The sequence below is a fragment of the Bacillus sp. OxB-1 genome, from assembly GCF_000829195.1.
Lineage (GTDB): Bacteria > Bacillota > Bacilli > Bacillales_A > Planococcaceae > Sporosarcina.
Genome location: NZ_AP013294.1, coordinates 2,053,607 through 2,074,357, shown reverse-complemented (window position 1 = coordinate 2,074,357; position 20,751 = coordinate 2,053,607). Strand labels below are relative to the sequence as shown.

The following is a 20,751-nucleotide window of genomic DNA, read 5'->3' as shown; positions in this document are numbered from 1 at the left end:
CGGCAGACCGGTGTCTTCATTTGACGTCAAAAGATGGAGGTCGGTTCTACGTCGACCGTCATCGTCAGCCCCGATTTGATCCAATCGGTCCGGTAATATCTGATGAGCTGTTGTAAGGTTTCGATCAGCTTCGGTTCTTTTTTGTATTTTATCAAACATTGATAGCGATATCTATTGTTCACCCGGCTGATTGCGGCGGCGGTCGGACCGATGATGGCCGTTTCGGGCGACAGATTATCCCGCAGGAACCTCGCCCCTTTATCCGCAAAATCGGCCACTTTCAATACGTCCTCGTGGCTGAATTGCACAAGGGTGATGTAATAGAACGGCGGGTAGCCGTACTGTTTCCTGGCCGTCATCTCCAATTGGTAAAACGGCTCGTATTTTTGCGTCTTCGATAAATCGATCGCATAATGCTCAGGCGAATACGTCTGGATTAACACTTCACCGGGCAAATCATGGCGCCCCGCCCGACCGCTCACTTGCGTCATCAACTGGAACGTCTTTTCCGCCGCTCGGAAATCCGCCAAGTGGAGCGTCGTATCAGCTGCCAGGACACCAACGAGCGTGATCCTTGGGAAATCAAGACCTTTGGCGATCATCTGCGTGCCAAGGAGAATATCCGCCTTCCCCTCACTGAATTGCCGGAGCAATCTCTCATGGGAGCCCTTTTGCCGGGTCGTATCGACATCCATCCGCAAGACACGGGCTTCGGGGAACAGCTTCGCAATCTCCTCCTCCGCTTTCTGGGTGCCCGTCCCGAAAAAGCGGATATGTTCACTTTCACATTGCGGACATTGGAGCGGAACCCGCTCTTCATGACCGCAATAATGGCATTTCAGCTGTTCATGCGCCCGATGGTACGTGAGCGAAATATCGCAATTCGGGCATTCGACCACTGTTCCGCAATCTCTGCACAGGACGAATGACGAAAATCCGCGTTTATTTAAAAACAGGACGATCTGCTCGCGCCTTTCCAAACGTTGCCGGATCGCTTCCGCCAATGGGACGGAGAACATGGAGCGGTTCCCGGTCTTCAGCTCTTCCCGCATATCGACGACCGTTACAGTCGGCATCGCCTGCCGCTTGGCGCGATGGGACAATTTCAATAAAGTATAGACCCCTTTCGATGCCCGGGCGTATGATTCCAAGGAAGGCGTCGCACTGCCCAAAATCACTGGACAGCCGTAATATTCCGCCCGTTTGATCGCTACGTCTCTCGCATGGTAACGGGGCGGCTCTTCCTGTTTGTAGGTCGATTCATGTTCTTCATCCAGAATGATGATGCCCAAGTTCTCAAAAGGGGCGAAAATGGCGGATCTCGCCCCGACTACGACTTTCACTTCGCCCCGGCTGATTTTCCGCCATTCATCATATTTTTCCCCTGCGGACAATCCGCTGTGCATGACGGCGACCAATGAACCGAATCGCTCGATGAAGCGGGATGTCATTTGTGGGGTCAATGAAATTTCGGGAACGAGGACGATCGCTTCCTGCCCTTTTTCCAACACCCGCTTGATCGCCTGCAAATAGACTTCCGTTTTCCCGCTGCCCGTCACACCATGGAGAAGGAAGGTTTTCGATTGTCCTCTATCCATGGAGGCCGTCACTGTATTGACGGCATGGCGCTGTTCCTCCGTCAAGGAGAGCGGCGCAGGAGTATCTTTCAACTGGGGGGCGGCCGGTTCCCGGTATACTTCTTCCAACTTTTCCGTCGCCGCCCCTTTTTCGATGACCGCTTTCAGTACGGCCGGCTCGATGCCCGATTTCTCAACAAGGTCTTTCGCCCATACCGTTTCCCCGGCATGCGTCAGCATCCAATCTAGCAGTTCGGCTTGTTTCTTTGCGTTCGCATGGATGGTCTCCCGTATTTTCAAGAGCGTTTCGGCATCCGCTATCCGGATGGCACGCTCTTTTTTCATCGCAGTCTGCTGGCGGACAATCGTGTCGACTACAATAGCACCTGACTCTACGTACCTCTTTAATAGATTCACAAATCCGGATGACACCGCCTCTTTCATCGGAACCCTCTTCCGCCCCGCAATGAGATTCAGAAATCCTTCATCGTCAATGAACTCTTCCCGTTTGACGACGATGAATTTTTCATATTTCGCTCGCATTGCAGCGGGCATCATCACTTGAAGAGCATCGATTTCATAAGAAAGTGTTTCATTCGCCAGCCATTTTGCCAAATGGAGCATTTCTTTTGAAATGACCGGTTCCAAATCGATCAATTCATCGATCGGCTTCAGCTTAGCCATATCCAGATCACTTTCCGCCTTCAATCCGGTTATATAGCCAAGCACCTTCCGTGGACCGAACGGCACTTTAACCCGGGAACCCGGTTCAATCACCGATTCCCAATTCGGAGGTACCAAATAATCGAAAGGACGATCGATCGGATACGCTGCCACATCGACAATCACTTCAGCGATCATGGATCGTTTCACTTTCTTCGCGTATGATCGTTTCAAGTAACAATGTAGCCAGTTCTTTTTTCGGCATCGCCTGGAATGGCTGATGCAAACCGTTCTTGGAGAGGAGAGTGACGACGTTCGTATCTTTTCCGAATCCGGCATCAGGATCCGTCACATCGTTGACGATGATATAATCCAAGTTCTTGCTTTCCAGTTTTCCTTTCCCATACTCCACCGCTCGCTGGGTTTCTGCCGCAAAGCCGACCAACAGCTGATCCGTTTTCATTTCACCGAGCGTTTTTAAAATATCGACTGTTCGTTCCAACTCGATATTCGAATCGCCCGATTGCTTTTTCATTTTCTGAGGGTGGATTTCTTTCGGACGATAATCCGCAACGGCTGCCGATTTGATGACCATATAAGCGTCATCGTATTCCGATTTCACCGCTTTGAACATTTCCGCGGCGCTCTCGATGTCAATCACCCGCACTCCCGTGGGTTTCGGCAAACCGACCGGGCCGGAAATGAGTACCGTATCGGCCCCGAGTGCGGCCGCCGCTTCCGCCATCGCATAGCCCATCTTGCCGGTGGAGAAGTTGGATACGTAGCGGACCGGATCGATCCGTTCCCGGGTCGGCCCGGCTGTGATGACGACCTTTTTACCGGAAAGCGGAAGGGGGGCGCGCTTCGATTGGAATCTCTCCTCGACGAGAGCAACGATTTTCTCAGGCTCTTCCAAGCGGCCTTTTCCGACGTAACCGCAAGCAAGGAATCCTTCCGACGGCTCGATGAACCGATATCCGTCCTCATGAAGACGGGCGATATTTCGGACGACTGCTTTATTTTCATACATATGGACATTCATCGCGGGTGCGATCCACACTTCCGCGGTCGTCGCTAGCAAGGTCGTCGTCACCATATTATCCGCTATGCCGTGTGCGAGCTTTCCGATGACGTTGGCTGTAGCGGGTGCAACGATGACTAGATCAGCCCAATCCGCAAGATCGATATGGGCAATCACCCGGGAATCCTTTTCATCAAACGTATCGAAATAAACATCATTGCGGGACATCGCCTGGAATGAAAGCGGCGTCACAAATTCCATTGCGGATCCGGTCATCATCACTCTCACATCCGCTCCTGCCTGTGACAGTTTGCTGACGAGCGCCACCGCCTTGTAGACAGCGATCCCCCCCGTCACACATAGAAGAATTTTTTTATTATCCAGCATCCTTCTCTTCCTTTCTAAAAATGACAAACTCCCCAAGAAAAACTCGTTTCTAAGGGAGTGTCACGCTACATTATGAATGGTGCAGGTCAAATTTCGTCTTCGTAGACGATGGAATCATCCTGCTTCTGTTTTTTCAAAACGCCCGCAGCCACTTCCTCCAACGCCTTGCCCACGTTCTTTTTGGATTGGTACGAATGCAGCAGTTTGTTTCCTTCCTCCTGCATTTCACGCGCGCGCTTCGCTGCGAGCGTGACGAGCGTATACTTGGAATCGATTTTACCTTTCAAAGAATCGACCGATGGATTTAACATTGCTTTTCAACCTCCAACATATGTAAATAACGTTTCTCTACGCGTTCCCGGCGGCAATGCTCCGCGATGACAATGGCATTGATGCGATCGCACGCTTTCGACACTTCGTCATTTTCCACGACATAATCGTATAGATTCATCATTTCGAGTTCTTCCCGAGCTTTCGCAACACGGGACGCGATGACATCCGACTCTTCGGTCCCTCTGCCGATCAGACGCGTCTCGAGCTCGGACAGGCTTGGCGGCGCCAGGAAGATGAATAGACCATCCGGCACTTTGGAGCGTACTTGGGCAGCCCCGATCACTTCGATCTCCAAAAAGACATCCCTTCCGGCATCGAGTGTTTCATTGACATAGTCGAGCGGGGTGCCGTAATAATTCCCGACATATTCGGCATACTCCAGCAGCTTTCCTTCTTCGATCAATTTCTCGAATTCATCACGTGATTTAAAGAAATAATCGACGCCGTCCACTTCGCCTTCACGGGGGCTCCTTGTCGTCATCGAGATGGAGTATTCGTAGTTCGTATCAGGTTGTGTAAAAAGCTCTTTCCGGACCGTCCCTTTACCAACGCCGGAAGGTCCCGATAGGACAATTAACAGCCCTCGTTTTTTATACATGCAATCCCTCTTCTATCCTGTTCTGATTTTCAATGGATGACGCTATTTGAATCCACCTAATCTGTTCATATTGTACCATAACTCCCACCTATAATGCTAAAATGGAGAAAATGAATTGAAAGAGGAATCCACATGGCATTTGATGGTTTATTCACAAAAGCGATGGCCGGGGAACTGCAGGTGCTGAATAACGGCCGCATTTCCAAAGTCCACCAACCGAACACGCAAGAAATTGTCCTTCTCATCCGCGCCGATGGGCAGAATCATAAGCTCCTGATTTCGATCCACCCTTCCTATTCCCGTATCCAATTGACTGACGAAGTCATCTCCAATCCAGCCGAACCGCCGATGTTCTGCATGGTGTTGCGCAAACATCTGGAAGGCGGGATGATCCGCTCCATCGAACAATTCGGGAACGACCGTATCATCTCGTTTGATATCCGGGCGAAAAATGAAATCGGAGACGATATCAATCGGAAACTCGTCATCGAAATCATGGGGCGGCACAGCAATCTGCTGTTGGTCGATCCGGACCGCGATTTGATCATTGACAGTATGAAGCATCTGCCGCCATCCGTAAATAGCTACCGGACCGTATTGCCCGGGCAGCCTTACATCCCGGCGCCGTCCCAGGACAAGGCGGATCCGTTTGCTGTCTCACAGGAAGAATTCCTATCCTCGCTTCCGAAATTCGAAAACGCACGGGATATTGTCGGCGCTTTGGCCGGGTTCTCCCCCGTCACTGCGACAGAATTGCTTCACCGTCTGAATGCTGTTGCAGCCAGTGAAAAATATGAGGTGTTCACGGAATTTCTGGAATCGTTCACCAATCAAAACGGCTCGCCGAACATTTCGGAAACCGGAGCTAAAACAGTCTTTTCTGCCGTAGCACTCACCTATGCCGATCGGACCGTTGCGGAATTCAATACGCTCGGCGACTTGCTCGACAAAGTGTATTTCGCCCGGGCTGAAAGAGAACGGGTGAAGTCACAGGCCGCCGATCTGGAACGCTGGCTCGATAATGAAATCGCGAAATTGACACTGAAGATGAAAAAGCTTCAGAAAGAACAAGATGCAGCGGGCCAACTAGACAAATTCCAGCTATTCGGCGAACTGTTGACAGCCAATAGCTACGCCATCCAAAAAGGTGCGACGGAAGCGACAGTCGAAAATTACTACGAGGAAGGGACGACGGTCACCATTCCGCTCGACCCGCGAAAATCACCGATCGACAATGCCCAACGCTATTACGCACGCTATACGAAAGCGAAGACAGCATTGGTCATGATTGCCGAGCAATTGGAAAAAGCGAAGGAAGACATCGATTACTTCGAAATGGTCAAACAGCAAGTATTGCAAGCATCCCCAGAAGATATCGAAGAAATACGTGAAGAGCTCGCGGAACTTGGATTCATGCGGGCCCGCAAGTTGAAAAAGAAGGCTAAACCGAAAAAACCTGCCCCGGAAGCCTATATGTCTTCAACCGGTATCCCGATTTCCGTCGGGAAGAACAATAAGCAAAATGATCATGTGACATTCAAATTGGCTGCACGGGACCATCTCTGGCTCCATACGAAGGATATCCCCGGATCCCATGTTGTCGTCCATACTAGCGAACCGGATGAACAGACGATCCAGGAAGCCGCGATATTAGCCGCCTATTTCAGCAAAGCCCGGGAATCCTCCTCGGTGCCCGTCGACTTTACACAGATCCGGCACGTCAAAAAGCCGAGCGGGGCGAAGCCGGGATTTGTCATTTATTTCGAACAAAATACGATGTTTGTGACGCCTGACGAGGATGTCGTGCGAAGGTTGAAGAAGTGAGAATCATAACGGGGGAGTGATGGTACTGCTTCACTCCCCTGTTTTTTCATTTTATCATGGAGTCAGGATGCAGGATGCAGGCTTTTCCATCAGTCATGGGGAACGGACGTCCGATGCCGGTGGGGTAGCAGCACCTATTTGGGATCATGGAACAGAACCTGCGACTACGATCGGAATCTATTTTCCGATGAGCCGGTTGGATGATGACAAAAAAGATCCATACTTCGGACTGGTCAAGACATACGCCCATAAGATTTCAGAGGAGCGAAAGCGGGACGGAATTAAACATCCCGCCCATGCTTTTTCGCTGCATCCATGATCGCTGGACGGTGTAAATAGTATGGCTAGCGGTTAATATAACACCAGTTCATCCTCTCCATTCAAGCGGGCAACTATCGAATGTCCATTTTTAGAGAATATATGCTTTCTAGGTCCCACTTGAATTTCGGTCCCTGCATAGGCGAGACCGATTTTAATCCTTCCGGTCCTGCCCGTTTTAACGACCGTCTTGACAGGCGTTTCGGAACCCGTTTCCTGCAAGGTGATCAGATTCTCTGCTATAATTTCGCCCCCTCGGCAGACCCCTTTAATTGTAATATCACGTTTCGCCTTCAACGAACTATGATAGACCCCTTTCGAAGTGACCTTGATATTTCCGTTGCTGAATAAAGTGCTGTTAATGGCATATGGAAGCACTAGCTCATTTTGGGGTGAAGCCTCGGCACCATAAATTTCAATGAGCAGTTGTGCATCCTCGATCAGCATTCCGAATCCCGCCAAGCCTTCCAAACTCTCTTTCAACGGATTGACGAAAGCATCATAGAAACGATTTGCTATGCTCGTCCATTCCTCCGTCAAATGATCTGCATGCTCTTTGACATTTTGGATGAACCGCTTATTCAGTTCCTCGAAGCGCGAGTATTTCTTTTCCATCAATAAATAAATGAGACGCTTTACCTCGGACGGGTTTATCTCCCCCTCTTCATTCCCGCGGATAATCAAGACTTGTTGGATCGCCATCCGGATCTGTTCCATCATCGTTACAACATGTTTCAAGTCGGCGACAAGTTCACTGATCACGACTTCCTGTTCCCCGACACTGATTGTGGAAGAGAGCACATTTCCTCGGATAAAAGCGGATTGAATGGCATGGACCGTCGCTTTAGTGACAGTCCCCCCGATATAAATCGTCCCCGTCGCTCTGACAAACATGGACGGCATCACATTTCCACCGATTCGAACATCCCCTTCAAACCGAATGTTCCCACTCTCCAAATCGACTTCTCCCGGGTGATGGAACTCGTGATGGACATCAATTTTCACCAACTTCTCTCGCCAATCCAGCGACGGCTTCCCTGAAACGGCCGCAACAATATCTTGGCCCACTTGTTTGACATTTTTTCCGAGTCTCAGATGGATATCGCGGACCGGCTTGACGGGAATCGGTTTCCCCAGCAGATTCCGGCCTTCCGTTCCGGGAACTGGCGGAATATGGGTCGCGATGACTTGCCCTTCCCGGACATTCATGATGGCGTTCATTTCACGGAAATCGACCTTCTCCTCGCTATCTGGATCGTATTCCTCGTATTGGATATGGACCTCCAGATCTCCATCCGTCCCTTCGACGGGCAAGGTACCTTTCGCCACGATGAGTTCATAAGATTTATTCACAGCTGTCACTTTTTTGATAGCCGGGAATAAAAGCCCCTGCTGGATGCCCAATTCCTTCAGTTCATCTACGATCTCTTGGGGTTCCACATTATTGTAATACTCGATCTCTTCCTCCGCTTTAATATGTAATTGAGCCTGCCAATCAGTGTCGGCTAACGTACGCCGAACCCGTTTCCCCGGCGTAAAATGCAAGAGAGCAATCATCTCCTGTTCGATCAGTTGGATGGAATATTGCGGAGGGATGAGTTCATCGCATAATGTGACAGTGACTGCATCCGTCGGCGAAATGACTGTCTTCTCCTTCTTCTGTTCCCCATTCACGAAAAGCTGGACGGAATCATCCGGAACGAGGACGGGATACTGTGCTTCATCGAAAAGAAATTGCAGTTCGCCGTCGTTCAGTTTCACGCCGAATGAAGATTTAGCCGACTGCACGATCGGGGTGGGGCGGTGATTGTCGCCACCTGAGTGATCGGTGGCTAACACGTCATCCACGATGGCAGCCAATTCGGCATATGACTCATCCGTCGGGCCGGCTTCCAATTCCGTGACCGTCACTTTCGCCATCACCTTACGAAACCCCATCAACCGCCGCCCCGGATTCGTAATCACTTCCACATGAACTTGCTCGACTGGCAGGCCAATAATATCCAATGCTTGTTGAATAGCTTCTTCCACCGTATTCGCCTGAACCGTTACCGCCTTCTTCATCTAAATCCATCCTCCCATATCGAATTACCTATTATTTTCATAATATCATACATTGGGATTTATTGAGAGGGCAGCCTGCTTAATTCCATTGGTCATCTTTGCAACCTCTTCAAGCGTTTCACCAAATATTTTTTCATGCGGCCCGCTCCACCACACGTCAAAGAATATTGCAATTTCTGCATCATAATATCCATCTTCATCTTTGTCCTCTTTTAAGTTGTTCCATTGCTTCAGTTCCAAGACGGAGTATATCTTACAATAAAAAATCACTTACCCTAAAATCTGTAATATTTCATCGATATAAAAAAGCCATTCCGCCCGGCTTCTCCTTGGCGGAATGACTTCTTTTTATTGCAATAATCCTTGTTTCAATTTCCCATGCCATTCGAGCAACTCTCCAATCGAATCCTCGCTGATGGCACCGCTTTCCGAGGCAGCCTCGGTCAACGCACCGAAATCTGTCAAACTGTTGTACGTCAAACCAGCAGATGCAAACGCTTCATCCGCCTTCTGCAGTTCGTAAGTGAAAATCGATACGATGCCTGTCACCTCGACCCCTTCCGAACGAAGGGCTTCGGCTGCATTCAAGCTGCTGCCGCCAGTGGAAATCAAATCTTCAATAATGACGGCTTTGTCCGTATCCGCGATTTTCCCTTCAATCTGCCGACTGCGTCCGTGGCCTTTCGCTTTGGAACGGATATATACCATCGGCAATCCGAGAATATCGGCGACCCATGCGGCATGCGGAATACCGGCCGTTGCCGTTCCTGCAATGACCGTTGTCTCCGGATAATTTTCTCGAACAAGGTTGGCCAGGCCTTCCGCAATCTGTTTCCGGCCAACCGGATCGGACATCGTCAACCGATTATCACAATAGATAGGAGACTTGATTCCCGAAGCCCAAGTGAATGGATCTTGGGGACTTAACGCCACCGCCCCGACATTCAAGAGAATTTTCGCTATATCTTTCTTTTCCATATATCAATCCGTCCCTTTCCATAAGGCATTGACGCGTTCGTAAGCCGTACGCGGATCGGCCGCTCCCGTGATGGCCCGTCCGACGACGATATGAGTCGAACCGGCTTTTTTCGCCTCATCAGGTGTAGCAATCCGTTTCTGATCATGTTGTCCGCCATCCGCCATCCGGATGCCCGGGGTCACCTTGAAGAACGATGGACCACAAGTATCTGAAATGGCCCCCGCTTCATGTACCGAGCAGACGACCCCTTCCAACCCGGCCTCTTTTGCCAGCTTGGCATAATGCAGGACCGATTCTTTCAGCGGGACTCCGATCAATTGCTCTTCCCGGACTTGACGTTCATCCGTGGAGGTCAGCTGTGTAACTGCGATAAGCGATGGACGTTTCGAACCTGCCGGCGTCCCTTTATCTAGCCCTTCCAACGCGGCTTCCATCATCCGTTTTCCGCCAGCCGCATGGACGTTGACGAGATCGACGCCCATCCCGGCCAGCACGGCCATCGCAGACATGACAGTGTTTGGAATATCATGCAGTTTCAAATCAAGGAAGATGCCATAGCCTGCCTCTTTCAGCTTGGCCACAATGGCAGGCCCCTCTTTGTAATACAGTTCCATGCCTACTTTTACATTGAGGTCGCCTTCAAACGCCTTCAAAAACGCTAACGTCTTTTCAGCGGAATCGAAATCGAGGGCAATAATCGGAGATGTTTTCATAGTCGGTGACTCCTTCCCACCAGTTCCGAAATGTGGTCTACGCCGAGTTCATCCAACTTCGCAGGCAATTGATCGATGATTTCCGGACAGACGAAAGGATTGACGAAGTTGGCCGTTCCGATTGCCACGGCACTCGCTCCAGCTGAAAGGAAATCAATGACATCTTCCACTTCCGCCACGCCCCCCATGCCGATGATCGGAATATTGACGACTTGGCTCACTTCATACACCATCCGGATGGCGACCGGTTTGACCGCTGGGCCCGACAAGCCTCCTGTCAAGTTGGCGATGATCGGGCGTCCTGTCTTCTGGTCCAATCGCATGCCGACGAGTGTGTTGATCATCGTGATGGCGTCCGCGCCGGCTTCTTCCACCGCCAGTGCAATTTCTTTTACATCCGTCACATTAGGCGACAGTTTTACATAGACCGGCACTTCGGAAACTTGCTTTACCGCAGCCGTCAAATCATGCGCCTGCTGCGGATCCGTACCAAACGTAATCCCTCCGCATTTTACATTCGGGCAAGAGATGTTCAATTCCAACGCTTGGACATTCGGAGCGGTGGAAATCGTCTTGGCCACTTCTACATAATCCTCTGTTTCCGTTCCGGCAACATTGGCGATGATCGGCACATCGAATTGCTCCAGCCACGGCAGTTCGTTTTCCATAACTCCGTGCAAGCCCGGGTTTTGCAGTCCGATGGCGTTCAGCATGCCCGCCGCCGTTTCCGCCACACGCGGCGTCGGATTGCCGAATCTCGTTTCGAGCGTCGTCGCCTTGATCATGATTGCGCCAAGTTTCGACAGATCATATAATTGGCCGTATTCTTTCCCGAAACCGAAGCATCCGGAAGCCGGCATGATCGGATTCTTCAACTGCATCCCCGGCAATTCCACTGATAATCTGTTCATATCGCCACCACCCCTGCCGGGAAGACCGGACCGTCCGAGCATACCTTGATATATGCCTTGTCCGTCTCTTCCGTCGTTTGACATACGCAAGCAAAACAAGCACCGATTCCGCAACCCATCCGCTGTTCAAATGAAAGGAACCCTTTTTTGCCTTCGTACATTTTTTGCACCGCATCCAGCATTGGCATTGGCCCGCAACTATAATACGTAGCGAAGTCATTGGGAAGCTCGGTCATGACATTCGTCACAAAGCCCTTCGTCCCTTTAGACCCATCAACCGTAACGATGTAAGTTTCACCCAGCATATTGAATTCTTCCTCATAAAAAACAACGTCTGCACTTTGAAAACCGAGGACATGAATACAATTTACGCCTTTTGCCGTCAATTGCTTCGACAATTCATATAACGGCGGCACTCCGATTCCTCCGCCAATCAAGATTGCCGTTTCTCCCGCAGCGGTTTCGTCCACAGAAAAACCGTTGCCGAGCGGACCGAGCACATCAACTTCATCCCCGACACGTTTTTGTGACAGCAATGATGTCCCTCTTCCTTCAGCACGGTATATAAGTGTCATTTCCTCCGCTTCCCGATTGATCGAAGCGATAGAAATCGGACGCCGTAATAACGGTTCAAATGAATCCGAAACGCGGATATGGACAAACTGGCCGGGGGAAGCAATTTCCCCGACCAATCTTCCTGTTAGTTTTATTTCAAATATTGCTTTTGCCAATCGCTGTTGGCTTGTCACCGTCATTCGGTCTTGCATAATCATACTGGTACCTCCTGCTTCGGCATTTCCTCCATTTGGAATGTCATCGATTCGATTACTTGGAGAGTCGCTTCCGCAGTATCCAAGGAAGTGAAACATGGAACGCCGTTTTCCACCGCTTCCCGGCGGATCCGGAAGCCGTCACGTTCCGGTTGTTTCCCTTTCGTTAACGTATTGATGATGAATTGCGCTTCCCCTTTTTGAATGACATCGAGCAAATCTGGTCCTTCCGAACCGATTTTCTCGACGGTTTCCACAGAGATTCCGGCTTTTTTCAATGCTTTTGCCGTTCCTTCCGTCGCCAAAATATGATAGCCGATATTCCGGAAGCGTTTTGCCAAGCCGATTGTTTCTTCTTTGTCTTTATCCGCAACGGTCATCAGGACGGAACCGTGGCCTTTGATCTCCATGCCGGCTGCGACCAGGCCTTTATACAATGCTTTCTCGAGTGTCGTATCTTTCCCCATGACTTCCCCGGTCGATTTCATCTCAGGTCCGAGTGTGATATCGACGCGGCGCAATTTTGCGAAGGAGAAAACAGGAACTTTCACGTAGACGCCTTCCGGTACAGGAGCCAATCCTGTTTTAAAGCCTTGATCCGCGATGGATTGTCCCATGATGGCTTTCGTCGCGACGTTAGCCATCGGGATATTCGTAATTTTGCTTAGGAATGGAACTGTCCGGCTGGAACGCGGGTTCACTTCGATGACATACACTTCGCCGTCCGAGATGACATATTGGATGTTCAGCAAGCCGACGATATTTAATCCTCTAGCCAATCTTGTCGTGTAATCGACCAACGTTTCCACTTGGCGCTCTGTCAAGTTTTGTGGAGGGAATACGGCAATGGAGTCTCCGGAGTGGACACCTGCACGCTCGATATGTTCCATGATTCCCGGAATGACGACGTTCGCTCCGTCGCTGATTGCGTCGACTTCAATTTCTGTTCCTGTCAAATAGCGGTCGATCAATACCGGATGCTCTGGGCTTGCTTCCACCGCATGTTCCATATAATGGAGCAATTCTTCTTCGCGGTAAACGATTTCCATCGCACGGCCCCCAAGAACGTAAGATGGACGGACAAGGACTGGATAGCCGATTTCGTTGGCAATCACCACTGCTTCCGGCACGGAAACTGCTGTTTTCCCAAGCGGCTGCGGAATGCCGATTTCATGCAAAGCACGTTCGAATTTATCGCGATTTTCCGCACGGTCGATATCTTCCAAGGTAGTCCCGAGGATTTTCACACCGCGTGCTTCCAAACCAGCCGCCAAGTTGATGGCCGTTTGCCCGCCGAATTGGACGATGACGCCTTCCGGCTGTTCCAGGTCGATGATGTGCATGACATCTTCAATCGTCAGTGGTTCAAAGTACAATTTGTCGGAAATCGAGAAGTCCGTCGATACCGTCTCTGGGTTATTATTGACGATGATCGCTTCATACCCCGCTTGTTGAATCGCCCAAACCGAGTGAACGGTCGCATAGTCGAACTCCACCCCTTGTCCAATGCGGATCGGACCCGAACCGAGGACGAGGACACTTTTCTTCTCGGATTGGATGGATTCGTTTTCCTCTTCATATGTTCCGTAGAAGTAAGGTGTATCAGATTCAAACTCTCCTGCGCACGTATCCACTTTTTTGTAGACAGGAATGATGTCTCGCTCCTTACGGAAGTCGTAAACCGATCGCTCATCCGTATTCCATAATTCGGCGATTGTCACATCTGCGAACCCCATCCGTTTCGCTTTATATAATGCAGCTTCATCAAATGGATGTTCTTTCAAGATAGCTTCGAATTTGACGATATTCTCCAATTTCCGAAGGAAGAACACGTCAATCATGCTCCAGTCATGGATCGTTTCGACTGTCACCCCTCTGCGCAGCGCTTCGCCGATGAAGAACAGGCGCTCGTCTCCCGCACGTCGGATTCGTTGTTCGATCCACTCATCTGACAATTCGGAGCCGTTTTTCAGGGATAGTCCGAATTGACCGGTTTCTAGGGAACGGACGGCTTTCAAGATGGACTCTTCGAATGTCCGGCCGATCGCCATCACTTCGCCGGTCGCTTTCATTTGCGTTCCAAGATTCCGTTTGGCAGATTCGAATTTATCAAACGGCCAACGTGGAATTTTTGTTACGATATAATCCAGCGTCGGTTCGAAACAAGCGTATGTCGTGCCTGTAACAGGGTTCATCATTTCATCTAGCGTCAAGCCGACCGCGATTTTTGCCGCAAGCTTGGCGATCGGGTAGCCGGTCGCTTTTGAGGCAAGGGCGGATGAACGGCTGACCCGCGGATTCACCTCGATGATGTAGTAATCGAAGCTGTGCGGATCCAAAGCAAGCTGGACGTTACAGCCGCCTTCGATTTTCAAAGCGCGGATGATTTTCAAGGATACATTGCGCAGCATTTGATTTTCCCTATCGGATAATGTTTGGCATGGAGCTGCGACGATCGAGTCCCCAGTGTGGATGCCGACCGCGTCGACATTTTCCATATTACAAACGACAATCGCATTATCCGCTGAGTCCCGCATCACTTCATATTCGATTTCCTTGAAGCCGGCTATCGATTTTTCGAGCAGGCATTGTGTAACCGGGCTATATTTCAATCCGCTTGCAACTATTTCTTCGAGATCTTCGTCGTCATAGCAAATTCCGCCGCCTGTTCCGCCGAGCGTAAAAGCTGGACGGACGATGACCGGATAGCCGATTTCTGCGACAAAAGCACGCGCTTCTTCGATGTTGTGGATAATTTCACTTTCAGGCACCGGTTCACCTAATTCATTCATCAGCGTTCGGAACAGGTCGCGGTCTTCCGCTTGGTGGATGGCATCCAGTTTCGTACCTAGGATTTCCACATCTAGTTCATCCAAAATGCCTGATTCATGCAGCTCAATCGCCATATTCAGGCCTGTCTGACCTCCGAGTGTCGGTAAGATGGCATCCGGACGTTCTTTACGGATGATACGGCTGACAAATTCGAGTGAAATCGGTTCGATATACACTTTATCCGCAATTTCCGTGTCGGTCATGATCGTAGCCGGGTTCGAGTTGATGAGAATAACGCGGTATCCTTCCTCTTTTAATGAAAGGCAGGCTTGCGTTCCGGCATAGTCGAATTCTGCCGCTTGGCCGATGACGATCGGGCCGGACCCGATGACGAGGATCGTTTCTATATCTTGACGTTTAGGCATTGGTATGCTCCTTTCCGTTGCTCGTTTTCATGAAATCGGTAAATCTTCCGAATAGATGAATCGAATCTTCAGGGCCCGGCGATGCTTCCGGATGGAACTGGACCGAGAATGCTTGGTATTGTTCGCTTTTCAATCCTTCGATCGAGCCATCATTCAATGCGATATGGGTCACTTCCAGACCTGTTCCCGCGAGCGATGCTTCATCCACTGCGTAGCTGTGACATTGGGCTGTCAGTTCAGTCCGGCCGGTTGCCAATTCTTTCACCGGATGGTTCCCTCCGTTATGTCCGTTTTTCAGCTTCACGGTTTTTGCCCCGCAAGCTAATGCGAACAGTTGATGGCCAAGTCCGATGCCGAAGATCGGCGCTTTGCCAAGCAATTCCTTGATGATATCCACTGCGCCTTCCACGTCTTCCGGATTGCCGGGACCGTTGGAAAGGACGATGCCATCCGGGCTGAGGGCCAATATTTCTTCAGATGAAGTATTATACGGCACGACTACGACGTCACAGTCCTTGTTATTCAATTCACGAAGGATGCCATGTTTCATACCGTAGTCGATCAAGACAACCCGCTTGCCGCGGCCTGGGCTTGGATAGGATTTTCTTGTCGAAACCCGTGCCACTAGGTCGGTCGGTAATGTTGTTGCTTGTACTTCCGCAATTTTTTCCTCGATGTTCGGTTCTTCTCCCGCCGCTGTCAAGATCCCTTTCAAGGAGCCTTTATCCCGCAAGAGGCGAGTCAATTTCCGTGTATCAATCCCTTGGATTCCCGGAATTCCTTTGATGGATAATAATTCATCTAACGTCATGCTGCTTCTGAAGTTGGAAGGCTCATCCGCCAGTTCACGTACGACCAGTCCGTTTATGGCCAAATCGATCGATTCATAATCATCGCGATTGATGCCGTAATTTCCGATCAATGGATACGTCATGACAATGATTTGTCCACATGCTGATGGGTTGGAAATGACTTCCTGGTAACCTGTCATTCCTGTGGAAAACGTTGTTTCACCGATGGAAGCTTCATCGGAACCGAAAGCGGTCCCTTCAAAAATAGAGCCATCTTCTAAAATGAGTAATCGTTTTTTCATCATTCAGCATCCTCCCAGACGACTTTTCCGCCGTAAATCGTTTTTACCGGCCAACCCGTACATTGCTGGCCATCGAATGGTGTATTCTTCCCTTTGGATAGGAAGGTCTTGCGGTCGATTTCTTGTTCTTTTTCCAGATCGATCAGGACTAGGTCTGCTTGTGCCCCGACTTCCAGCTTCCCATATGGCAATCCGAATACTTCGGCCGGTTTTGCGGTCATCCAATCGATCAATTGCTGCAGCGTCCATTTCCCCTCCTTGACGAAATTCGTGTATAGGAGCGGGAATGCCGTTTCGAATCCCGTGATGCCAAAAGGGGCTTTTTCCATTCCGACGCTTTTCTCTTCCGCTGTATGCGGGGCATGGTCGGTCGCAATGCAGTCGATCGTGCCGTCGAGCAATCCTTCGCGGAGCGCCAGCAAATCCTCTTTTCCTCGCAATGGAGGATTCATTTTCCAGTCTGCGTCATCTCCCGGAATATCATCTTCGCATAGAAGCAAATGATGTGGGCTTACTTCCGCTGTTACATGGATCCCTGCTTTCTTCGCGTCCCTGATCGTCCGGACGGATTCTTTCGTGCTGACATGGCATACGTGATAATGGGCTCCCGCCGCCTCGGCAAGGAGGATATCACGCGCGATATGTACAGATTCCGCAATGGATGGAATGCCCGGAAGTCCCAATTCCTTATTGCGCTTCCCTTCGTGCATCGCGCCTCCATAGATGAGGGTATTGTCTTCGCAATGCGCGACAATCGCCATACCGATTTGAGCCGCGTCTTGCATTGCCTCATACATCATGCCGGCCTGCTGGACACCCACCCCATCGTCGGTGAAAGCAAACGCACCATGCTTTTTCAGTTCAGCCAAGTTAGTCCGTTCTTTCCCCGCTTCGCGGATTGTGATGGAGGCGTATGGCAATACACGGATCAAAGCGTTTTTGGCAATCAAACCATTAACAAAATCCAAATTTTCTTTTGTGTCCGGCACAGGGCGGGTGTTCGGCATCGAACATACCGTCGTATAGCCGCCTTTTGCAGCTGCTAACGTCCCGCTGGCAATGGTTTCTTTATGTTCTCCACCCGGTTCACGCAAATGGACGTGGACATCGATGAATCCTGGAGAGAGGAACAGGCCATTCCCTTCTATGATTTCAGCGCCCTCCGGAGCCAGATTCGCACCAATTTCGGTTATTTTATCATCGGTTATTTTTACATCTGTATGTTGAAGTTGTCCTTCTCCGTTTAAGATTCTGACTCCTCGGATTAGTTTTTTCATGTCAATTCCTCCCTTTTAGTACAGCTTCCAATACCGCCATCCGCACATACACACCATTTTCCATCTGTTTGAAAATATGCGATTTCGGACTTTCGATCAGGCTTTCCGCTATCTCGACACCGCGGTTCACCGGTCCCGGGTGCATGATGATGGCTCGGTCCTTCATCTTTTTCGACCGTTCCTCCGTGAGCCCGTACCGTTCATGGTAGCTGGATTCGGTGAATACGTCATGTGACTCATGTCTTTCATGCTGGACACGGAGAAGCATGACAACATCGCTTGTTTCAAGCACTTCGTCCCAGTCATCCACACTATCGAATTCGCCTGCCCATTCAGCCGGACAAAGGAATCTCACATTGGCGCCCAATTTGGTCAAAGCATCCGCATTGGAACGAGCGACACGGCTATGTGCTATATCCCCCGCAATGAGGATATTCAATCCTTTGAAAGTCCCGAACTCTTCCCAAATTGTAAACAGGTCCAAGAGGGATTGCGTCGGATGCTGGCCTGCTCCGTCCCCTGCATTGATGATTGAAACGGAAGTTCGCCCGATGAGTTCTTTAAAATATCCATTATAAGGGTGCCGGATTACAAGCGCGTCCAAACCGATCGCTTCCAAAGTCTTCACGGTGTCATATAAGGTTTCACCCTTTAGAGTGCTGGAAAAACTGGATTCAAATGGCAGAATATCTAGGCCTAGTTTTCTTTCGGCCATTTCAAAGCTCATTTTGGTCCTCGTGCTCGGTTCAAAAAACAAGTTGGCCACTTTAAATTTCCCGGGAAATTCCCGGCCTCCATACTTTTTAAAAATATCTGCGCGTTCGAGGAGCGCCATAATGCTATCTTCAGATAGTTGTTTCATTGAAACTAAGTGTTCCATGTAGATACCTCCCATTTTTGAAACCGTACACGATCAACAGAAGTGCATGACTTTTACCAGTCAATCATACTCCCAAAAAAGAGCCTTTCCGTTCTTTGGAAAGGCTCGCAAGCAGCATACAGGAGTCCCGTAAAGGAATCCGGCAAACGAACCTTTCGTATCTCTCTGGATAATGTTAAAAGGTGTGGACTATTCAGTTTCATCCGCCAGGCTTTCATCTGTTCTGCCTGGGAGGATAAGGTTCAAGATGACACCGACGATGGCGGCCAGCGCCATGCCGCCGACTTGGAATGTCTCGCTCACTTGGATGGTCGCACCTCCGATACCGATGACTAGAATGACTGAGGTGATGACCAAGTTGCGCTGCTTCCCGAAGTCGACCTTATGATCGACGAGCATTCGCAATCCGGATGACGCAATGATTCCGAATAATAGTATGGAAATTCCTCCCAAAACTGCCGTAGGGATCGTCTGGATCATCGCCATCATTTTACCGATGAAGGAGAAGATGATGGCAAACACGGCTGCCCCCATGATGACATAGACACTGTACACCCGGGTGATCGCCATGACACCGATGTTTTCCCCATACGTCGTCTTTGGCGGACCGCCGAGCAGGCCACTGATCAGCGTCCCTAGCCCATCTCCTAGGATCGAACGGTTTAGACCGGGATCTTTGATGAAATCCTTTTCCACGACCCGGCCGAGTACAAGCTGGTGGCCGATATGCTCGGAAATGGTGACAATCGAGATCGGCACCATGATCAGCAGCAAGGTAGGCGTGATAACGAATTCATAATCGACACCGGGAATTAGGAATTCCGGTATTTCCAGCCAGGCTGCATCCCGCACCGGTTGCCAATCGAGGATTCCGATGAATCCGGAGTAGATGTATCCGACGACGATACCGATCAGCACCGGCATCAAGCTGATAACCCCCCGGAAGAACATAAGGCAGATGATGGCCGACGCTAACGTAACCAATGCGGCCGAAAAGTGCAGCATACTATAGACGTCTTCGCCCCCCACTTTAATCGTGCTTGCCATGTTGACCGCAACCGGCGCCACTGCCAGTCCGATAACCATGATGACCGGTCCCACTACGACCGGGGGCAGCAGTTTCATGATCCATGCCGACCCGGTGGTCCAGATGAGAAGGGAGACGATTGCATAGACCAGCGACACGAACATGCTTCCGATCATCGCGCTGCCAATGCCACCCGTTTCCGTCGCAGCTAAGATCGGTGCGATGAAGGCGAACGAGGATCCGAGATACGCCGGCACTTTGAAGCCGGTCACTAGGACAAAGACGATTGTCGCAATCCCACTTGTCAACAGCGCGATGGCCGGACTGAGTCCGACGAGTTTCGGGACTAAAATAGTCGCTCCGAACATTGCAAACATATGTTGTAAACTTAAGGCAAGCCATTTATCGATAGTCGGCTTTTGATGCACATCCAGAACTTTTCCGTTCATAATTTCATTTTCCTCCGCGACGCTTTTTATTTTTCATGAATGGTGACGCTGTCCATGCTATCGGCTTCCTGTAAGCTGACAACGACTCGTTCGTCGCTGGACGTCGGTATGTTCTTCCCGACAAAGTCCGGGCGGATCGGCAATTCCCGATGCCCTCGGTCGACAAGCACGGCCAGTTGAATAGCTGCCGGCCTTCCACGGTCCATCACGGCATCCATCGCGGCCCGTACTGTCCTACCGGTGTATAGCACGTCATCAACAAGGATGACTTTCTTGTCTGCAACATCATGTTGGATATCTACCTCATGGACAAGAGGTTCGTTCGTTCCATGCTTGAGCATCAAGTCGTCGCGATATAATGTAATATCGAGTTCCCCCGTCAAAATCGATTTTCCTTCGATCTGTTCAATTTTCTTTGCGAGCCGTTCCGCGAGAAAGGCTCCTCTCGTTTTGATGCCGACGAGTATGCAATCCTCAATTCCGCGATTGCGTTCGATAATTTCATGGGCGATGCGCGTGATCGCCCGACTGATAGCCTGCTCGTCCAATATATTCGCTTTTTCCGTCATGGCCCTGTCCTCCTCTGAATTCACAAAAAAACCCTCCCTGCCTTGGTAGGCGGGAGGGTATACGTGCAGAAATAACGGTACACTGAAACTGCGCGCAACAG

18 protein-coding genes are annotated in these 20,751 nt (G+C 50.2%); 2 read left to right on the top strand and 16 right to left on the bottom strand.

Translation table 11 applies throughout. From position 1 onward, the window contains the following. Positions 1-26: 26 nt before the first annotated feature. The 4 genes from priA to gmk all read right to left on the bottom strand — a co-directional run bounded on the left by priA (position 27) and on the right by gmk (position 4,579). Positions 27-2,438 (bottom strand): primosomal protein N', encoded by a 2,412-nt coding sequence (gene priA / locus OXB_RS10135; RefSeq protein WP_041073946.1) that lies wholly within the window; start codon positions 2,436-2,438, stop codon positions 27-29. After that, positions 2,428-3,648: a bifunctional phosphopantothenoylcysteine decarboxylase/phosphopantothenate--cysteine ligase CoaBC gene (gene coaBC / locus OXB_RS10130; protein ID WP_041073944.1), complete on the bottom strand. Its 1,221-nt coding sequence runs from the start codon at positions 3,646-3,648 to the stop codon at positions 2,428-2,430. The genes priA and coaBC overlap by 11 nt, the downstream gene beginning before the upstream one ends. Before the next feature lie 86 nt (positions 3,649-3,734). Further along, a complete protein-coding gene (gene rpoZ / locus OXB_RS10125) occupies positions 3,735-3,959 on the bottom strand; it encodes a DNA-directed RNA polymerase subunit omega (protein ID WP_041073942.1) in 225 nt (74 codons plus the stop codon). Continuing rightward, positions 3,953-4,579, bottom strand: coding sequence for a guanylate kinase (gmk, locus tag OXB_RS10120; protein ID WP_041073940.1), 627 nt, complete (start codon positions 4,577-4,579; stop codon positions 3,953-3,955). Before gmk ends, rpoZ begins: the two co-directional genes overlap by 7 nt. A gap of 132 nt (positions 4,580-4,711) precedes the next feature. Between gmk and OXB_RS10115 the strand changes: the two genes are divergently transcribed. Beyond that, on the top strand, positions 4,712-6,403 hold the full coding sequence (locus tag OXB_RS10115; protein ID WP_041073938.1) for an Rqc2 family fibronectin-binding protein: 1,692 nt from the start codon (positions 4,712-4,714) through the stop codon (positions 6,401-6,403). A 19-nt stretch (positions 6,404-6,422) separates the two neighbouring features. Then, positions 6,423-6,722, top strand: coding sequence for an IclR family transcriptional regulator domain-containing protein (locus OXB_RS10110; RefSeq protein WP_084212439.1), 300 nt, complete (start codon positions 6,423-6,425; stop codon positions 6,720-6,722). A gap of 32 nt (positions 6,723-6,754) precedes the next feature. On the opposite strand, the gene OXB_RS10105 is transcribed toward OXB_RS10110, so the two are convergent. The 12 genes from OXB_RS10105 to pyrR form a co-directional block, all read right to left on the bottom strand. After that, positions 6,755-8,785 carry a flagellar assembly protein A gene (locus OXB_RS10105; protein WP_041073934.1) on the bottom strand — a complete coding sequence of 677 codons (2,031 nt, stop codon included), beginning with the start codon at positions 8,783-8,785 and terminating at the stop codon, positions 6,755-6,757. A gap of 45 nt (positions 8,786-8,830) precedes the next feature. After that, on the bottom strand, positions 8,831-9,025 hold the full coding sequence (locus OXB_RS10100) for a hypothetical protein (RefSeq protein ID WP_041073932.1): 195 nt from the start codon (positions 9,023-9,025) through the stop codon (positions 8,831-8,833). Positions 9,026-9,133: 108 nt separating this feature from the next. Next, positions 9,134-9,763, bottom strand: coding sequence for an orotate phosphoribosyltransferase (gene pyrE / locus OXB_RS10095; protein ID WP_041073930.1), 630 nt, complete (start codon positions 9,761-9,763; stop codon positions 9,134-9,136). A 3-nt stretch (positions 9,764-9,766) separates the two neighbouring features. After that, the gene (gene pyrF / locus OXB_RS10090) at positions 9,767-10,477 is read right to left on the bottom strand and encodes an orotidine-5'-phosphate decarboxylase (RefSeq protein ID WP_041073928.1); all 711 of its coding nucleotides are present in this window, start codon (positions 10,475-10,477) and stop codon (positions 9,767-9,769) included. Further along, on the bottom strand, positions 10,474-11,388 hold the full coding sequence (locus tag OXB_RS10085) for a dihydroorotate dehydrogenase (protein ID WP_041073926.1): 915 nt from the start codon (positions 11,386-11,388) through the stop codon (positions 10,474-10,476). The genes pyrF and OXB_RS10085 overlap by 4 nt, the downstream gene beginning before the upstream one ends. After that, on the bottom strand, positions 11,385-12,161 hold the full coding sequence (locus tag OXB_RS10080; protein ID WP_041073924.1) for a dihydroorotate dehydrogenase electron transfer subunit: 777 nt from the start codon (positions 12,159-12,161) through the stop codon (positions 11,385-11,387). Before OXB_RS10080 ends, OXB_RS10085 begins: the two co-directional genes overlap by 4 nt. Next, positions 12,158-15,355, bottom strand: coding sequence for a carbamoyl-phosphate synthase large subunit (gene carB, locus OXB_RS10075; RefSeq protein WP_041073922.1), 3,198 nt, complete (start codon positions 15,353-15,355; stop codon positions 12,158-12,160). The genes OXB_RS10080 and carB overlap by 4 nt, the downstream gene beginning before the upstream one ends. Next, positions 15,348-16,448 carry a carbamoyl phosphate synthase small subunit gene (locus OXB_RS10070; RefSeq protein ID WP_041076615.1) on the bottom strand — a complete coding sequence of 367 codons (1,101 nt, stop codon included), beginning with the start codon at positions 16,446-16,448 and terminating at the stop codon, positions 15,348-15,350. Before OXB_RS10070 ends, carB begins: the two co-directional genes overlap by 8 nt. After that, positions 16,448-17,725 carry a dihydroorotase gene (locus tag OXB_RS10065; RefSeq protein WP_041073920.1) on the bottom strand — a complete coding sequence of 426 codons (1,278 nt, stop codon included), beginning with the start codon at positions 17,723-17,725 and terminating at the stop codon, positions 16,448-16,450. Before OXB_RS10065 ends, OXB_RS10070 begins: the two co-directional genes overlap by 1 nt. Position 17,726: 1 nt before the next feature. After that, positions 17,727-18,605: an aspartate carbamoyltransferase catalytic subunit gene (locus OXB_RS10060; RefSeq protein WP_041073918.1), complete on the bottom strand. Its 879-nt coding sequence runs from the start codon at positions 18,603-18,605 to the stop codon at positions 17,727-17,729. A 189-nt stretch (positions 18,606-18,794) separates the two neighbouring features. Further along, on the bottom strand, positions 18,795-20,081 hold the full coding sequence (locus tag OXB_RS10055; protein WP_041073917.1) for a uracil-xanthine permease family protein: 1,287 nt from the start codon (positions 20,079-20,081) through the stop codon (positions 18,795-18,797). Positions 20,082-20,107: 26 nt separating this feature from the next. Next, positions 20,108-20,650, bottom strand: coding sequence for a bifunctional pyr operon transcriptional regulator/uracil phosphoribosyltransferase PyrR (gene pyrR, locus OXB_RS10050; RefSeq protein WP_041073916.1), 543 nt, complete (start codon positions 20,648-20,650; stop codon positions 20,108-20,110). Positions 20,651-20,751: the final 101 nt, after the last annotated feature.

What these genes read in the sequence shown, in the direction of transcription:
- rpoZ (WP_041073942.1), bottom strand. Translation starts at nt 3,959, where the DNA reads ATGTTAAATCCATCGGTCGATTCTTTGAAAGGTAAAATCGATTCCAAG.
- carB (WP_041073922.1), bottom strand. Translation starts at nt 15,355, where the DNA reads ATGCCTAAACGTCAAGATATAGAAACGATCCTCGTCATCGGGTCCGGC.
- coaBC (WP_041073944.1), bottom strand. Translation starts at nt 3,648, where the DNA reads ATGCTGGATAATAAAAAAATTCTTCTATGTGTGACGGGGGGGATCGCT.
- OXB_RS10055 (WP_041073917.1), bottom strand. Translation starts at nt 20,081, where the DNA reads ATGAACGGAAAAGTTCTGGATGTGCATCAAAAGCCGACTATCGATAAA.
- priA (WP_041073946.1), bottom strand. Translation starts at nt 2,438, where the DNA reads ATGATCGCTGAAGTGATTGTCGATGTGGCAGCGTATCCGATCGATCGT.
- OXB_RS10105 (WP_041073934.1), bottom strand. Translation starts at nt 8,785, where the DNA reads ATGAAGAAGGCGGTAACGGTTCAGGCGAATACGGTGGAAGAAGCTATT.
- OXB_RS10065 (WP_041073920.1), bottom strand. Translation starts at nt 17,725, where the DNA reads ATGAAAAAACTAATCCGAGGAGTCAGAATCTTAAACGGAGAAGGACAA.
- pyrF (WP_041073928.1), bottom strand. Translation starts at nt 10,477, where the DNA reads ATGAAAACATCTCCGATTATTGCCCTCGATTTCGATTCCGCTGAAAAG.
- pyrE (WP_041073930.1), bottom strand. Translation starts at nt 9,763, where the DNA reads ATGGAAAAGAAAGATATAGCGAAAATTCTCTTGAATGTCGGGGCGGTG.
- gmk (WP_041073940.1), bottom strand. Translation starts at nt 4,579, where the DNA reads ATGTATAAAAAACGAGGGCTGTTAATTGTCCTATCGGGACCTTCCGGC.
- OXB_RS10085 (WP_041073926.1), bottom strand. Translation starts at nt 11,388, where the DNA reads ATGAACAGATTATCAGTGGAATTGCCGGGGATGCAGTTGAAGAATCCG.
- OXB_RS10110 (WP_084212439.1), top strand. Translation starts at nt 6,423, where the DNA reads ATGGTACTGCTTCACTCCCCTGTTTTTTCATTTTATCATGGAGTCAGG.
- OXB_RS10115 (WP_041073938.1), top strand. Translation starts at nt 4,712, where the DNA reads ATGGCATTTGATGGTTTATTCACAAAAGCGATGGCCGGGGAACTGCAG.
- OXB_RS10060 (WP_041073918.1), bottom strand. Translation starts at nt 18,605, where the DNA reads ATGGAACACTTAGTTTCAATGAAACAACTATCTGAAGATAGCATTATG.
- OXB_RS10070 (WP_041076615.1), bottom strand. Translation starts at nt 16,448, where the DNA reads ATGAAAAAACGATTACTCATTTTAGAAGATGGCTCTATTTTTGAAGGG.
- pyrR (WP_041073916.1), bottom strand. Translation starts at nt 20,650, where the DNA reads ATGACGGAAAAAGCGAATATATTGGACGAGCAGGCTATCAGTCGGGCG.
- OXB_RS10080 (WP_041073924.1), bottom strand. Translation starts at nt 12,161, where the DNA reads ATGATTATGCAAGACCGAATGACGGTGACAAGCCAACAGCGATTGGCA.